The sequence below is a fragment of the Vogesella sp. genome, assembly GCF_046297735.1.
In the GTDB taxonomy this organism is placed as follows: domain Bacteria; phylum Pseudomonadota; class Gammaproteobacteria; order Burkholderiales; family Chromobacteriaceae; genus Vogesella; species Vogesella urethralis.
On sequence record NZ_JBKBHK010000016.1, the window covers coordinates 57,234 to 70,333 of the forward strand.

Annotated in this window: 13 protein-coding genes; 6 read left to right on the forward strand and 7 right to left on the reverse strand. The window is 63.0% G+C overall.

From position 1 onward, the window contains the following. The first annotated feature begins 98 nt into the window (after window positions 1-98). A complete protein-coding gene (gene icd / locus ACK4FZ_RS15315) occupies window positions 99-1,328 on the forward strand; it encodes an NADP-dependent isocitrate dehydrogenase (RefSeq protein WP_409822298.1) in 1,230 nt (409 codons plus the stop codon). Window positions 1,329-1,581: 253 nt separating this feature from the next. Here the strand turns inward: icd and ACK4FZ_RS15320 are convergent, their stop codons facing one another. Then, window positions 1,582-2,469 carry a LysR family transcriptional regulator gene (locus tag ACK4FZ_RS15320; RefSeq protein ID WP_409822300.1) on the reverse strand — a complete coding sequence of 296 codons (888 nt, stop codon included), beginning with the start codon at window positions 2,467-2,469 and terminating at the stop codon, window positions 1,582-1,584. 94 nt (window positions 2,470-2,563) lie between these two features. Between ACK4FZ_RS15320 and mdtH the strand changes: the two genes are divergently transcribed. Then, complete coding sequence (mdtH, locus tag ACK4FZ_RS15325) at window positions 2,564-3,769, forward strand: multidrug efflux MFS transporter MdtH (protein ID WP_409822302.1); 1,206 nt, start codon at window positions 2,564-2,566, stop codon at window positions 3,767-3,769. 126 nt (window positions 3,770-3,895) lie between these two features. Here mdtH and ACK4FZ_RS15330 read toward each other — a convergent pair whose 3' ends face one another. Continuing rightward, complete coding sequence (locus ACK4FZ_RS15330; RefSeq protein WP_017509885.1) at window positions 3,896-4,099, reverse strand: cold-shock protein; 204 nt, start codon at window positions 4,097-4,099, stop codon at window positions 3,896-3,898. A 232-nt stretch (window positions 4,100-4,331) separates the two neighbouring features. On the opposite strand from ACK4FZ_RS15330, the gene clpS reads away from it, so the two are divergent. Beyond that, window positions 4,332-4,640, forward strand: a complete 309-nt coding sequence (clpS, locus tag ACK4FZ_RS15335) for an ATP-dependent Clp protease adapter ClpS (protein ID WP_144373154.1) — start codon at window positions 4,332-4,334, stop codon at window positions 4,638-4,640. Further along, window positions 4,640-6,922 carry an ATP-dependent Clp protease ATP-binding subunit ClpA gene (gene clpA, locus ACK4FZ_RS15340; RefSeq protein WP_409822304.1) on the forward strand — a complete coding sequence of 761 codons (2,283 nt, stop codon included), beginning with the start codon at window positions 4,640-4,642 and terminating at the stop codon, window positions 6,920-6,922. Before clpS ends, clpA begins: the two co-directional genes overlap by 1 nt. A 159-nt stretch (window positions 6,923-7,081) precedes the next feature. On the opposite strand, the gene thrC is transcribed toward clpA, so the two are convergent. From thrC to ACK4FZ_RS15360, 4 genes are all read right to left on the reverse strand, one after another. Next, window positions 7,082-8,488 (reverse strand): threonine synthase, encoded by a 1,407-nt coding sequence (thrC, locus tag ACK4FZ_RS15345; protein WP_409822306.1) that lies wholly within the window; start codon window positions 8,486-8,488, stop codon window positions 7,082-7,084. A gap of 1 nt (window position 8,489) precedes the next feature. Further along, the gene (locus ACK4FZ_RS15350) at window positions 8,490-8,813 is read right to left on the reverse strand and encodes a hypothetical protein (protein ID WP_409822308.1); all 324 of its coding nucleotides are present in this window, start codon (window positions 8,811-8,813) and stop codon (window positions 8,490-8,492) included. Continuing rightward, a complete protein-coding gene (locus ACK4FZ_RS15355; RefSeq protein WP_144373158.1) occupies window positions 8,806-10,116 on the reverse strand; it encodes a homoserine dehydrogenase in 1,311 nt (436 codons plus the stop codon). Before ACK4FZ_RS15355 ends, ACK4FZ_RS15350 begins: the two co-directional genes overlap by 8 nt. Before the next feature lie 229 nt (window positions 10,117-10,345). Beyond that, complete coding sequence (locus ACK4FZ_RS15360; protein WP_017508168.1) at window positions 10,346-11,575, reverse strand: pyridoxal phosphate-dependent aminotransferase; 1,230 nt, start codon at window positions 11,573-11,575, stop codon at window positions 10,346-10,348. Here ACK4FZ_RS15360 and ACK4FZ_RS15365 point away from each other — a divergent pair. Continuing rightward, a complete protein-coding gene (locus ACK4FZ_RS15365) occupies window positions 11,574-12,107 on the forward strand; it encodes an Mth938-like domain-containing protein (RefSeq protein ID WP_409822310.1) in 534 nt (177 codons plus the stop codon). The genes ACK4FZ_RS15360 and ACK4FZ_RS15365 overlap by 2 nt on opposite strands. Then, window positions 12,107-12,451 carry a GlpM family protein gene (locus tag ACK4FZ_RS15370; protein ID WP_409822312.1) on the forward strand — a complete coding sequence of 115 codons (345 nt, stop codon included), beginning with the start codon at window positions 12,107-12,109 and terminating at the stop codon, window positions 12,449-12,451. Before ACK4FZ_RS15365 ends, ACK4FZ_RS15370 begins: the two co-directional genes overlap by 1 nt. Before the next feature lie 63 nt (window positions 12,452-12,514). Here the strand turns inward: ACK4FZ_RS15370 and ACK4FZ_RS15375 are convergent, their stop codons facing one another. Continuing rightward, window positions 12,515-12,868, reverse strand: a complete 354-nt coding sequence (locus ACK4FZ_RS15375) for a carboxymuconolactone decarboxylase family protein (protein WP_409822314.1) — start codon at window positions 12,866-12,868, stop codon at window positions 12,515-12,517. Window positions 12,869-13,100 lie beyond the last annotated feature (232 nt).

Consider the following 13,100-nt stretch of genomic DNA (forward strand, 5'->3'; position numbering starts at 1 on the left):
AGCCTTGACCATGCTGCGGCAACATTCCCGGCTGGCGATGGTCCTACCGTTTCCCATGCAGCCCACCCTGCACCACAGCAGCAACAGGAGAGCACGACATGAGCGTATCGCATATCAAAGTGCCGGCCGGTGGCCAGAAAATCATCCCGGGCCAGCCGACACCCGACCAGCCCATCATCCCGTACATCGAAGGCGACGGTATCGGTATCGACATCACGCCGGTGATGATCAAGGTTATCGATGCCGCAGTAGCCAAGGCCTACGGCGGGCAAAAAAAGATCCACTGGATGGAGGTGTACGCCGGCGAGAAATCCACCCGCCTGTATGGCCCGGACGAGTGGCTGCCGCGCGAAACCTTCGACGCGTTGAAGGAATACTCGGTATCGATCAAAGGCCCGATGACCACGCCGGTGGGCGGTGGCATCCGCTCGCTGAACGTGGCGCTGCGCCAGGAGCTGGACTTGTACCAGTGCGTGCGCCCGGTGCAGTATTTCAAAGGCGTACCGTCGCCCTTGAAGCAGCCGGAGCTGGTGAACATGGTGATCTTCCGCGAAAACACCGAGGATATTTACGCCGGCATCGAGTGGGCGCACGGTACCGAGGCGGTCCAGAAGGTGATTGGGTTTCTGCAACAAGAAATGGGCGTGAAGAAAATCCGCTTCCCGGCCAGCTCCGGCATCGGCATCAAGCCGATTTCGGTGGAAGGCAGCGAGCGGCTGGTGCGCGCCGCCATCCAGTACGCCATCGACAACCAGCGCAAGTCGGTCACCATCGTGCACAAGGGCAATATCATGAAGTTTACCGAGGGTAACTTCCGCGATACCGCCTACGCACTGGCCAAACGCGAATTCGGCGGCGTGGAAATCGACGGCGGCCCGTGGCTGAAGCTGCCGAACGGTATCGTGATCAAGGACGCCATCGCCGACGCCTTCCTGCAGCAGATCCTGCTACGACCGGCCGAATACGACGTGATTGCCACCACCAACCTGAACGGCGATTACATCTCGGACGCGCTGGCAGCGCAGGTGGGTGGCATCGGTATCGCCCCAGGCGCCAATATCTCCGACCAGTACGCCTGCTTTGAAGCCACCCATGGCACCGCGCCCAAGTACGCCGGCCTCGACAAGGTGAACCCCGGTTCGCTGATCCTGTCAGCCGAGATGATGCTGCGCCACCTGGGCTGGAAAGAAGCGGCCGACCTGGTGATCCGCGCCATGGAAGCCGCCATTGGCGACAAGGTAGTCACCTACGACTTCGCCCGGTTGATGGACGGCGCCACCGAGGTGTCGTGCTCCGAGTTTGGCGACGCCATGATCGCGCGCATGTAACACGCGGGTTGATGGCATAACACAAGGCCCTGCCGCCAGGCAGGGCCTTGTACAGGCTGCAGACACAGTGGCAGCCAAGTGCTCAGCGGACCCGGCCAAGCCGGGCAGCACCACCGCCATCTTGCCCCCACAGCCTTCCCGTTTACAGTACCCAGCCGGTGTGCAAGGCAAACCGGCTAGGTCAAACCGCTTGGCGAGGCCCTGCCGCCAGGCAGGGCCTTGCCACGTCCGGCTGCGGCCAACGTTGGCCGCATCAGGCCCAATCCGGCGCCATCGCGCGCACCGTATCTAGCACCTGCTGTTTGGGGGCATCGCTGCGCTTGCCGGCGCGCCATGCCATCATCACCTCCCACTGCCACAGCGGCAGATCACGGATGGCCAGCTTCACCAGCCGCCCTTCGCGCAGGTCGCGCTTCACCGCCACCTCCGGCATGAAGGTGAGAAAGCCGTGCTCCATCGCCAGCTCGCGCGCGGCGCTGGCCGGCTGGATGGCGTGCAGCGGGCCGCTAGCGGTGCGCTGCTGGCGCAGCAAGGCCAGCAAGGTATCGCAACCGTCGCCCCAGTACTGCGGCGCCAGCCGCGCGTTGGCCACCTCGGCCAGCGCGAGCTCGCCACGCTGCGCCAGCGGGTGGCGCTTGTGCACCACCGGCACGATGGGCGAGCACCAGATGCGCTCCATCTGGATGCCGGCCATCGGCGGGCACTTCAGAACGAAGCCCACCTGTACGCCATCGGTCAGCAAGCGTTCCATGATGGCGGGCGAATGATCGGTGCTGCAGCGGATCTCGAACGGCGCCTCGGCCAGCGCCACCAGCACCGGGCCAAACACCACCGACGCCAGCGATGGCAGGCAGGCCAGCGTCAGGCGCGGCAACGCCGGCACGCCCTGTACCGCGCGGCGGCCATCGTCCAGGGTCGCCAATGCCTGCCGTGCAGCCGGCAGGTACGCCTCGCACGCCGGCGTCGGCACCGCGCCACGGCGATGGCGGCGGAACAGCTGCGCCCCCACGTTGGCCTCCAGCAGCGCCACGCGCTGGCTCACCTGCGGCTGCGACCAGCCGCGCCGTGCGGCCGCTTGGCTAAAGCTGCCGCAGTCGACAATATCGATCAGCAGAGCGAGGTCATCCAGCGAGATAGCCATAAAGAAAAACCATAGCAATTATTAGCAGTTAACGGCTTCCATGATAGCTGATGCCGCACCACAATGAAGCACATCCTTCATTCAGGGGCAGATCATGGCTTCGGCAGAGCAGGCACGGCGCCTGGGCAGGCGTTTCATCATGCTCGACAACATCCTGGTGGTATTCGGCTTTTTTTGCGTGTTTCCGCTGATCAGCCTGCACTTTGTCGACCAGCTTGGCTGGGCCGCCGCCGCCGTCGGGCTGGCGCTGGCCATCCGCCAGCTGATGCAGCAGGGGCTGGGCTTGCTCGGTGGCTCACTGGCCGACCGTTACGGCGCCAAGCCGCTGATCGTGGGCGGCATGCTGCTGCGCGCCGCCGGCTTTGCCACCATGGCTGCGGCCAGCAACCCGGCGGCACTGGTATTTTCCTGTGTGTTGTCCGGCCTGGGCGGCATGCTGTTCGACCCGCCCCGTGCCGCGCTGATCATCAAGCTCACCCGCGCCCGTGAACGCAACCACTTCTACACGCTGTTGATGATGTGGGAGAGCGCTGCCGCCGTCAGCGGGGCCATGCTCGGCTCCTGGCTGCTGCATTTCGACTTCTGGTGGGTGGGCATGGGCGGCTGTGCGGTATTCGTGCTAGCGGCGGCGGCCAACCTGTGGCTATTACCGGCTTACCGCGTTGCCAGCGGCAAAACGTCGCCACTGGCCTCCATCCGTACCGTGCTGGGCGATCGCCGCTACATGCAGCTGGTGCTGACCCTCAGCGGCTACTACGTCCTGGGCGTGCAGATCATGCTGCTGGTGCCTATCGTGCTGAAACAGATGGCCGGCACCCCGCAAGTGGTGGGTTGGCTGTACGCCATGGAAACCACGCTGTCGCTGACGCTGCTTTACCCGCTGGCCAAGCTGGGCGAGCGCCACCTCAGCCTGGCGCAGCGCGTGCTGGCAGGTATCGCCCTGATGAGCGTCAGCCTGCTGCTGATGGCGTGGGCCAATAGCTTGTGGCTGGCCATGCCACTACTGGCACTGTTCTATACCGGCAGCCTGATCACCGAACCGGCACGCGAAGCACTGCTGGCCGGCTACGCCAACAGCGAAGCCCGTGCCGGGTACAGCGGCACCAGCCGGCTGGGTCTGGCGCTGGGTGGTGCTACCGGCTACCTGGGCGGCGGCTGGCTACTGGACCTGTCGCGCCACCTGGGGCTGCCGGCCCTGCCGTGGCTGATGCTGGCCACCATCGGTGCCATCACCTTTTACGCGCTGCAGCGCCAGCTGCTGCCATCGCGCGCGGCGCGCCTGGCGCGGCAGCCCTGTTGAAGCGGTGCTGGCAGAACACAATGTTCTGCCTGCATTTCCCCGCTGCCAGACGCAAAAAAACCGCATCTTGCGATGCGGTTTTTACATACGACACCAAGGTCGTCACATCAGGAAGACAGCCGAAGCTTAGGCCTTCTGGATGTTGGAAGCTTGTTTGCCTTTCGGGCCTTGCACCACGTCAAAGCTTACGCGCTGGCCTTCGGTCAGCGACTTGAAGCCTTGCATGTTGATCGCGGAGAAGTGCGCGAACAGGTCATCACCGCCTTCGTCCGGAGTGATGAAGCCGAAACCTTTAGCGTCGTTGAACCACTTAACAATACCAGTTGCCATGTGTAACTATCCTTGCATGCATAAAGTAAACAGGGTGGTGAGTCCTAGCGTTTCGAGCTTACACGCTGCAGCAGGTATGGGTGACACACAGCCAGCGATGCAAACCAAGCACCGTCTGTATTTCTACCCGTAGCATGTGACAACGTCAAGACACCAGGCCAAAAGTTCAGGGCTTGAAAAACCCGGTATCCGAACCAAAATTGAATTAAGCGCGAATTCGCAGAAGGTTCCCATGTCTACGCAGTACAAGGATGATGTGTCGGTCGACGCTCAGAAAGCCACGACCAAACCCCCACCGTTGTATAAGGTATTGTTATTAAACGACGATTTTACCCCAATGGACTTTGTCGTTGATGTACTGCAGCATTTCTTTCACATGAACGCTGAAAAGGCGACAACCGTGATGCTGCAGGTGCACAATCAGGGCAAGGGACTTTGTGGCATTTACACCAAAGACATTGCCGCCACCAAGGTAGAGCAAGTGACGCAGTACGCACAAACGCACCAGCATCCACTGCAGTGTGTCATGGAGGAAAACTGATGATTGCCCAAGAACTGGAAGTCAGCCTGCACATGGCCTTTATGGATGCACGCCGCAAACGGCACGAGTTCATCAGCGTGGAGCACCTGCTCCTGGCGATGACCGACAACCCGTCTGCCGCCGAAGTCCTCCGCGCCTGCGGCGCCAACATCGACCAGCTGAAGAAGCAGCTGGGGGACTTTATCGACGAACACACCCCCACCGTGCCCGGCGAGGCCGAGGTGGAAACCCAGCCCACACTGGGCTTCCAGCGCGTGATCCAGCGCGCCATCCTGCACGTGCAATCGTCCGGCAAAAAGGAAGTGACCGGGGCCAATATCCTGGTGGCCATCTTCGGCGAGAAAGACTCGCACGCCGTGTACTACCTGCATCAGCAAGGTATCTCGCGCTTGGACGTGGTGAATTTCATCTCGCACGGCATTACCAAGCAGAGCTCCAAACCGGCTGCCGGCCAGGATTCGCACCACGACAGCTCCGGCGAAAGTGATAGCGAGGACAGCAACAACGCCCCGGGCGGTGCGCTGGAAAACTACACGCAAAACCTCAACCAGTTTGCCCGTGATGGCCGCATCGACCCGCTGATCGGCCGCGAGCACGAGGTAGAGCGCGTGATCCAGATCCTGTGCCGTCGCCGCAAGAACAACCCGCTGCTGGTGGGCGAAGCCGGCGTGGGCAAGACCGCCATTGCCGAAGGCCTGGCGCGCCGCATCGTCGCTGGCGAGGTGCCTGAGGTACTGGCCAAAGCCACCGTCTACTCGCTGGACATGGGTGCCCTGCTGGCCGGCACCAAGTACCGTGGCGACTTCGAACAGCGCCTGAAACAGGTGATCAAGCAGCTGGCAGAAGACAGCCACGCCATCTTGTTCATCGACGAGATTCACACCCTGATCGGCGCTGGTGCCGCCTCCGGCGGTACGCTGGACGCGTCCAACCTGCTGAAACCGGCGCTGTCCAACGGCAGCCTGCGTTGCATCGGTGCCACCACCTACACCGAGTACCGCGGCATCTTCGAAAAAGACAGCGCACTGTCGCGCCGCTTCCAGAAGATCGACGTGCCGGAACCGTCGGTGGAGCAGACCATCGAAATCCTGAAGGGGCTGAAGAGCCGCTTCGAGGCGCACCACGGCGTCAAATACACGTTGGCCGCGTTGTCGACCGCCGCCGAGCTGTCGGCGCGTTACATCAACGACCGTCACCTGCCGGACAAGGCCATCGACGTGATCGACGAAGCCGGTGCCGCGCAGAAGATCCTGCCGAAGTCGAAGCAGAAAAAGGTGATCAACAAGGCCGAGATCGAGGAGATCATCGCCAAGATCGCCCGCATTCCGGCCAAGAACATCAGCAGCGACGACCGAAACGTACTGAAAAACCTGGACCGCGACCTGAAAAACGTGGTGTTTGGCCAGGACAAGGCCATCGATGCGCTGGCCGCCGCCATCAAGATGTCGCGCTCCGGCCTGGGTAACCCCAACAAGCCGATCGGCTCCTTCCTGTTCTCCGGCCCTACCGGCGTCGGCAAGACCGAAGTGGCCAAGCAACTGGCCTACTTCCTGGGCGTCGAGCTGCTGCGCTTCGATATGTCCGAGTACATGGAGCGCCACGCCGTCAGCCGCCTGATCGGCGCGCCGCCGGGCTACGTCGGTTTCGAACAGGGCGGCCTGCTGACCGAGCAGATCACCAAGCACCCGTACGCGGTGCTGCTGCTGGACGAGATCGAGAAAGCGCACCCGGACATCTTCAACGTGCTGCTGCAGGTGATGGACCACGGCACGCTGACCGACAACAACGGCCGCAAGGCGGACTTCCGCAACGTGGTGATCATCATGACCACCAACGCCGGTGCCGAGTCGCTGTCCAAGTCGTCGATCGGCTTTACCGGCAGCAAGCAGGCCGGCGACGAGATGGCCGACATCAAGCGCCTGTTCAGCCCGGAGTTCCGCAACCGGCTGGATGCCATCATCCCGTTCAGCATGCTGAACGAAGAGATCATCCTGCAGGTGGTGGACAAGTTCCTGATGCAGCTGGAACAGCAACTGTCCGACAAGAAAGTGGAAATCCACTTCAGCGACAGCCTGCGCAAGCACCTGGCGAAGAAAGGTTTCGACCCGCTGATGGGCGCCCGCCCGATGGCGCGCCTGATCCAGGACACCATCCGCAAGGCGCTGGCCGACGAGCTGTTGTTCGGCCGCCTGGCGGGCGGTGGCGAGGTGACGGTCGAGCTGACCGCCGAAGAGAAGGTGGAGCTGGTCTTCCACGAAACCGCCGAGGCCGCTGCTGTCTAAGCTGGCCACACACCCAAAGCCCCGCGTTTGCGGGGCTTTTTTGTTGCCGGCCACACACAGCTTGCGGCCAACCTTGCCGCCGGCAGCGCCAGGGTTGGCCGCCAACAACAAGGCCCGCCGGATGGCGGGCCTTGTTCGTCATGCAAGACGGCTATCGCCTCAAGCCAAGGCCTGGCGCACGTAGGCTTTCACCGCGTCGGCGTCGGCGTCGAACACCGTTACCTTTTGCGGCAGGTCTTCCAGGCCCTCGAAGCCGGCCGGACGCGGTGCGTCGCGGTTCAGCGCCTCGCGGATGGTGTCGGCAAACTTGGCCGGCAGCGCGGTTTCCAGGCAGACGATGGTCTCACCCGGCAGGCGTACTTCGCGCGCCACCTTGATGCCATCAGCGGTGTGGGTGTCCACCACCACCTGGTCTTCGGCATCCACGGTGCGGATGGTGGCCAGGCGGTCGGCGTGGCTGCTCTTGCCGGACACAAAACCGAACTGCTCGCGGATCTGCGCCAGCTTGTCGCCCAGGTCAAAACCGCGGCCGGCGTCCACCTCGGCCCACAGCGCGGCCACGGCAGCACCGTCACGGCCCAGCAGGTCGAACACGAAACGCTCGAAGTTGGACGCCTTGGAGATGTCCATCGACGGGCTGGACGTTACCCAGGTATTGGCGGTGCCACGCGGCTGGTAGCGGCCGGTCTTGAAGAACTCGTCCAGCACGTCGTTTTCGTTGGTGGCCACGATCAGGCGTTGCACCGGCAGGCCCATCTGGCGGGCAATGTGGCCGGCGCAGACGTTGCCGAAGTTGCCCGACGGCACGCAGAAGCTGACCTGTTCGTCGTTGCTGCTGGTGGCGTTGAAGTAGCCCTTGAAGTAGTACACCACCTGCGCCACCACACGCGCCCAGTTGATGGAGTTGACGGTGCCGATCTTGTACTGGCTCTTGAAAGCGTGGTCGTTCTGCACCGCCTTCACAATGTCCTGGCAGTCGTCGAACATGCCCTTGATGGCAATGTTGTGGATGTTGGCATCCTGCAGGCTGTACATCTGCGCGCGCTGGAACGGGCTCATCAGGCCGTCCGGGCTCAGCATGAACACGTTGATGCCCTGCTTGCCGCGCATCGCGTACTCGGCTGCCGAACCGGTGTCGCCGGAGGTGGCGCCCACGATGTTCAGCTGTTCGCCCTTCTTGGCCAGCACGTACTCGAACAGGTTGCCCAAGAACTGCATGGCCATGTCCTTGAACGCCAGCGTCGGGCCGTTGGACAGTTCCAGGATGACCAAGCCGTCGTGCAGCCGCTTCACCGGGGTGATGGCCTCGCTGCCGTATACCTCGGCGGTGTAGGTGCGGTCCAGGATGGCTTTGAGGTCGGCTTCCGGAATATCGGTAGCAAACAGGCGGATGATCTCGAATGCCAGCTCGGCGTAGGACAGGTCGCGCCAGGCGTCCAGCTGGGCGCGGCCAACCTGCGGGTAGCTTTCCGGCAGCGCCAGGCCGCCATCCGGCGCCAGGCCCATCAGGATGGTGTCGGAGAAGGCAAGCGGCGCCATGCCGCCACGGGTACTGATGTATTTCATGTTATCGAACCAGAGTGTTCAGGCATTGCAGGCCCACGTTCAGCAGGCGCCCCTGCCAGGCGGGGTCGGCCAGGACATCCTTGCCCTTGGCCGATACCTCCAGCAGCTCGCTGTTGCTGAGGCCGGACACCAGCTTGTCGCTGGCGCAGCTGCAATAGCCGTTGATCTTGCTTTGCGAGCTCAGCAAGGGCAGCAGCGGCGTGCTGGCGATCTTGCTTTTGCAGGCGTCGTTCATGCGGTCCTGCGCCAGCTGGCGCGGGGCCAGGCTGGCACAACCCGACAGCAGGGTGCTGGCGGCCAACAGGGCAAGCAGGCGCTTAGCCATTGAGCTCTTCCATGCGCAGGCGCACTACCTTGCCGGCTACGCTGTCCAGCGCCTCGATGGCAGCAATGGCGGCGTTGGCGGCTTTTTCCAGCACGCGGTGCGTCAGGATCACGATCTCGGCGGAGCCATCAGCGGCGGAGCCTTTCTGGATCAGCGCTTCGATGGAGATGCCGTTCTCGGCCAGCAGACGGGTGATGTCGGCCATCACGCCGGCGCGGTCCACCGCCTGGATGCGCAGGTAGTAGCTGCTGACCACCTCGCCCATCGGCAGGATGGGCAGGTCTTTCAGCTGGTCCGGCTGGAAGGCCAGGTGCGGCACGCGGTGTTCCGGGTCGGACGTCAGCAGGCGGGCCACGTCGACAATATCGGCCACCACGGCCGAGGCGGTCGGCAGCGCGCCGGCGCCCGGGCCGTTGAACAGCGCCTGGCCGATGGCGTCGCCACGTACCAGCACCGCGTTCATCACGCCGTTGACGTTGGCAATCAGCTGCTGCTCGGGGATCAGCGTCGGGTGCACGCGCAGCTCCACGCCTTGCGCGGTGCGACGGGTCAGACCCAGCAGCTTGACGCGGTAGCCCAGCTCCTCGGCGTACTGGATGTCCTTGCCGGCCAGCTGGCTGATGCCTTCCAGGTAACACTGGTCGAAGTGCATCGGGATGCCGAAGGCGATGGCGGCCATGATGGTGAGCTTGTGGCCGGCGTCGTGGCCTTCCACGTCGAAAGTGGGGTCGGCTTCGGCGTAGCCCAGCGCTTGCGCTTCTTTCAGCACGTCGGCGAAGTCGGCGCCCTTGTCGCGCATCTCGCTGAGAATGAAGTTGGAGGTGCCGTTGATGATGCCGGCCAGCCATTCGATGCGGTTGGCCGACAGGCCTTCGCGCAGCGCCTTGATGATGGGAATGCCGCCGGCTACCGCCGCTTCAAACGCCACCATCACGCCTTTTTCCTGCGCGCGGGCAAAAATCTCGTTGCCGTGTACGGCCAGCAGCTTCTTGTTGGCGGTGACCACGTGCTTGCCGTTGGCGATGGCCTGCAGCACCAGCTCCTTGGCCACGGTATCGCCACCGATCAGCTCGACCACGATGTCCACGTCCGGGTGGTTCACCACGGCGAAGGCGTCGGCCACCACGGTGACGTCGGCACCCACCAGCTCGCGGGCTTGTTCCACATTGCGGCGGGAAGCGATGGTGAGGCGGATGTCGCGGCCGGCGCGACGGCTGATTTCTTCCGCGTTACGCTTCAATACGGTGGCGACACCGCCACCGACTGTTCCCACCCCCATCAGGCCAATATTGATCGGCTTCATTCGTGAATACTCCTGCTGTTTCGGTTTTCAAATTTCCCTGGCACGTCGGCCTGCTGCCGCTGGCAGCTGCTGGTTCTGTTGCCCAGCTTGTTATCGCTTTGCTGCGGCCAACCCGGGGGGTTGGCCGCAGACAGCACAAAGGGGCGCGCACGCCCCTTTGTTCAATGATGCCTCGCCCGCGCCTGGCGCTTGACCAGACGGTGTTTCAGTGCGGCGCGGACGAGTAGGTTCATGCGGTACCGTGGCGTTTGCGGTAGTTTTCCAGGAAGCGGGCGATGCGGCCGATGGCTTCGGTCAGATCGTCGCTATTGGGTAGGAATACCACGCGGAAGTGATCCGGCGCAATCCAGTTGAAGCCACTGCCCTGCACCAGCAACACGCGCTCCTGCTGCAGCAGCTCCAGGATGAACTGCTGGTCGTCTTCGATAGGGTAAACCGCCGGGTCCAGGCGCGGGAACAGGTACAGCGCGCCCTGCGGCTTGACACAGCTTACCCCCGGAATGTCGGTGAGCAGCTTGTACGCCAGGTCGCGCTGGCGCGCCAGGCGGCCGCCCGGCGCCACCAGGTCGTCGATGCTCTGGTAGCCGCCCAGCGCAGTCTGGATGGCGTACTGCGCCGGCACGTTGGCGCACAGGCGCATCGAGGCCAGCATGTTCAGGCCTTCGATGTAGTCCTTGGCGCGACGCTTGTCGCCGGACAGGATCATCCAGCCGGCACGGTAGCCGCAGGCACGGTAGTTTTTGGACAGGCCGTTGAAGGTGCACACCATCAGGTCCGGCGCCAGCGAGGCGATGGAAGTGTGGGTGGCGCCGTCGTACAGCACCTTGTCATAGATTTCGTCGGCGTACAGCAGCAGGCCGAATTCACGCGCCACGTCTACCAGCTGCTGCAGTACGTGGTCGGGGTACAGCGCGCCGGTGGGGTTGTTCGGGTTGATGATCACCAGCGCCTTGGTACGCGGTGTGATCTTGGCGCGGATGTCGGCGATGGACGGCATCCAGCCGTCGTTTTCGTCGCACAGGTAGTGCACCGGCTGGCCGCCGGCCAGGCTGACGGCGGCGGTCCACAGCGGGTAATCCGGCGCCGGCACCAGCACCTCGTCGCCGTTATCCAGCAGCGCCTGCATCGCCATCACGATCAGCTCGGACACGCCGTTGCCGATGTAGATGTCTTCCATGCCCACCTGCGGCAGGTGCTTCTGCTGCGCGTAGTGCATGATGGCCTTGCGCGCGGCAAACAGGCCTTTGGAATCACAGTAACCGGATGCGTTCTGCAGGTTGACGATGACGTCCTCGATGATCTCGTCCGGGGCGAAGAAACCGAAGGGCGCCGGGTTGCCGATGTTCAGCTTGATGATGCGGTGGCCTTCTTCCTCCATCCGCTTGGCGTGTTCGAGCACCGGGCCGCGAATGTCGTAGCAGACGTTGGCAAGTTTCTGGGATTTCTGGATAGGCTGCATGAGGGGTATTACCGTCTTCTGCGGTGGCGTGCGCCACCTGTCGTTTGTCCTGTGGTCTGCCGCAAGCGGCGGGCGTATCCGGCCCTGGCTTTCCGGCCAGGCGGGGTATAATCCTATCCCAATCCGTGGTGCACTGCACTACACCCGCCAACAGGATTTCATCATGAAACTGCACGAGTCCAAGACCGCAGGTGCCAACCTGTTTACCGCGCACGGCGCGGGCTATGTGGAAATCAACCGGGTACGTCACCAGGGCAGCCTGGTGGTCAGCGCCGACAGCATTACGCCGTGGCCACCGGCCAGCTTCGAGGCGCTGGAAGAAACGCACTTTGCCCAGCTGCTGGCGCTGCAACCGGAGCTGGTGATCTTCGGCAGCGGCAGTACGCTGCGCTTCCCGCACCCGCGCCTGAGCGCCGCGCTGACCAACGCCGGCATCGGCGTCGAAGTGATGGACACCAGCGCCGCGTGCCGTACCTACAACATCCTGCTGGCGGAAGACCGCCGCGTGGTTGCCGCGCTGCTGGGTAGTTGATGGACATCGCCCTGCTGGGCAAGTGCCTGCTGGGCGCGCTGGCGGTGCTGCTGATCCAGTGGCTGTCCGGCAGCCGCTATTTCTTTGTGGCGGGGCTGGTACCGCTGTTCCCCACCTTTGCCCTGATCGCCCATGTGGTGGTTGGCCGCAGCCGCAGCGCGGCCGACTTGCAGCACACCGCGCTGTTTGGCCTGTGTGCGCTGCTGCCCTACGCCGCCTACCTGCTGGCGGTATACCTGCTGAGTGTGCGCCTGCCGCTGGCATCGACGCTGCTGCTAGCCACGCTGTGCTGGCTGCTGGCAGCCGGTGTGCTGTTGTGGGGCTGGCAACACTGGCACGCTTAGCCGGCACATCCGCAAAACAGCAAGGGCGGCCATGGCCGCCCTTGTTGCGTCATCGGGTAGCGCTTAGGCGGCCAACTCGCCACCAAAGCTCTCGTAAGCCAGCAAGGCTTCGGCTGCCGTCATCAGCGATGGCCCACCGCCCATGTACACGGCTACTTGCAGCATTTCCATGAATTCGGCACGACTACACCCCAGCTCTACCAGCGCCTTGGCGTGAAACCCCAAACACCCCTGGCAGCGGGCGGCAATACCGATGCCCATCGCGATCAACTCTTTGTGCTTGGTGCTTAGCGCACCGTCCACCAACGCAGCACGACTCATCTGGCCGAAGCCTTTCATGGTGTCGGGGATTTCGCGGCGCAAGTCGGCCAGTTTGGTAGACAAGGTAGCGGTAAGGTCTTGGTAGTCGTGGTGCATGCTGGCTCCTGATGATTAAGCTTATTACGATTTATATTTTTATATATTGTATGTCAGATAGCAAGCGTGCGGCCAACCCTCGCACACAAAAACAACAAGGCCGCCCATTGGCGTAATGCCAGTCAGTTAAGACTTGCGACTGCAAATCCAGTAAAAGGGAACATGTTCATCATGTTCCCTTTTTTGCTGTATGAGCCTGCTACAACACGCATTAAATGACACGCTGCCACAC

Excerpts from the sequence above, each read along its gene's own strand:
- ACK4FZ_RS15350 (WP_409822308.1), bottom strand. The coding sequence starts at position 8,813 with ATGGCTAAGCGCCTGCTTGCCCTGTTGGCCGCCAGCACCCTGCTGTCG.
- icd (WP_409822298.1), top strand. The coding sequence starts at position 99 with ATGAGCGTATCGCATATCAAAGTGCCGGCCGGTGGCCAGAAAATCATC.
- clpS (WP_144373154.1), top strand. The coding sequence starts at position 4,332 with ATGTCTACGCAGTACAAGGATGATGTGTCGGTCGACGCTCAGAAAGCC.
- thrC (WP_409822306.1), bottom strand. The coding sequence starts at position 8,488 with ATGAAATACATCAGTACCCGTGGCGGCATGGCGCCGCTTGCCTTCTCC.
- ACK4FZ_RS15375 (WP_409822314.1), bottom strand. The coding sequence starts at position 12,868 with ATGCACCACGACTACCAAGACCTTACCGCTACCTTGTCTACCAAACTG.
- ACK4FZ_RS15365 (WP_409822310.1), top strand. The coding sequence starts at position 11,574 with ATGAGGGGTATTACCGTCTTCTGCGGTGGCGTGCGCCACCTGTCGTTT.
- ACK4FZ_RS15330 (WP_017509885.1), bottom strand. The coding sequence starts at position 4,099 with ATGGCAACTGGTATTGTTAAGTGGTTCAACGACGCTAAAGGTTTCGGC.
- ACK4FZ_RS15370 (WP_409822312.1), top strand. The coding sequence starts at position 12,107 with ATGGACATCGCCCTGCTGGGCAAGTGCCTGCTGGGCGCGCTGGCGGTG.
- ACK4FZ_RS15355 (WP_144373158.1), bottom strand. The coding sequence starts at position 10,116 with ATGAAGCCGATCAATATTGGCCTGATGGGGGTGGGAACAGTCGGTGGC.
- mdtH (WP_409822302.1), top strand. The coding sequence starts at position 2,564 with ATGGCTTCGGCAGAGCAGGCACGGCGCCTGGGCAGGCGTTTCATCATG.
- clpA (WP_409822304.1), top strand. The coding sequence starts at position 4,640 with ATGATTGCCCAAGAACTGGAAGTCAGCCTGCACATGGCCTTTATGGAT.
- ACK4FZ_RS15320 (WP_409822300.1), bottom strand. The coding sequence starts at position 2,469 with ATGGCTATCTCGCTGGATGACCTCGCTCTGCTGATCGATATTGTCGAC.
- ACK4FZ_RS15360 (WP_017508168.1), bottom strand. The coding sequence starts at position 11,575 with ATGCAGCCTATCCAGAAATCCCAGAAACTTGCCAACGTCTGCTACGAC.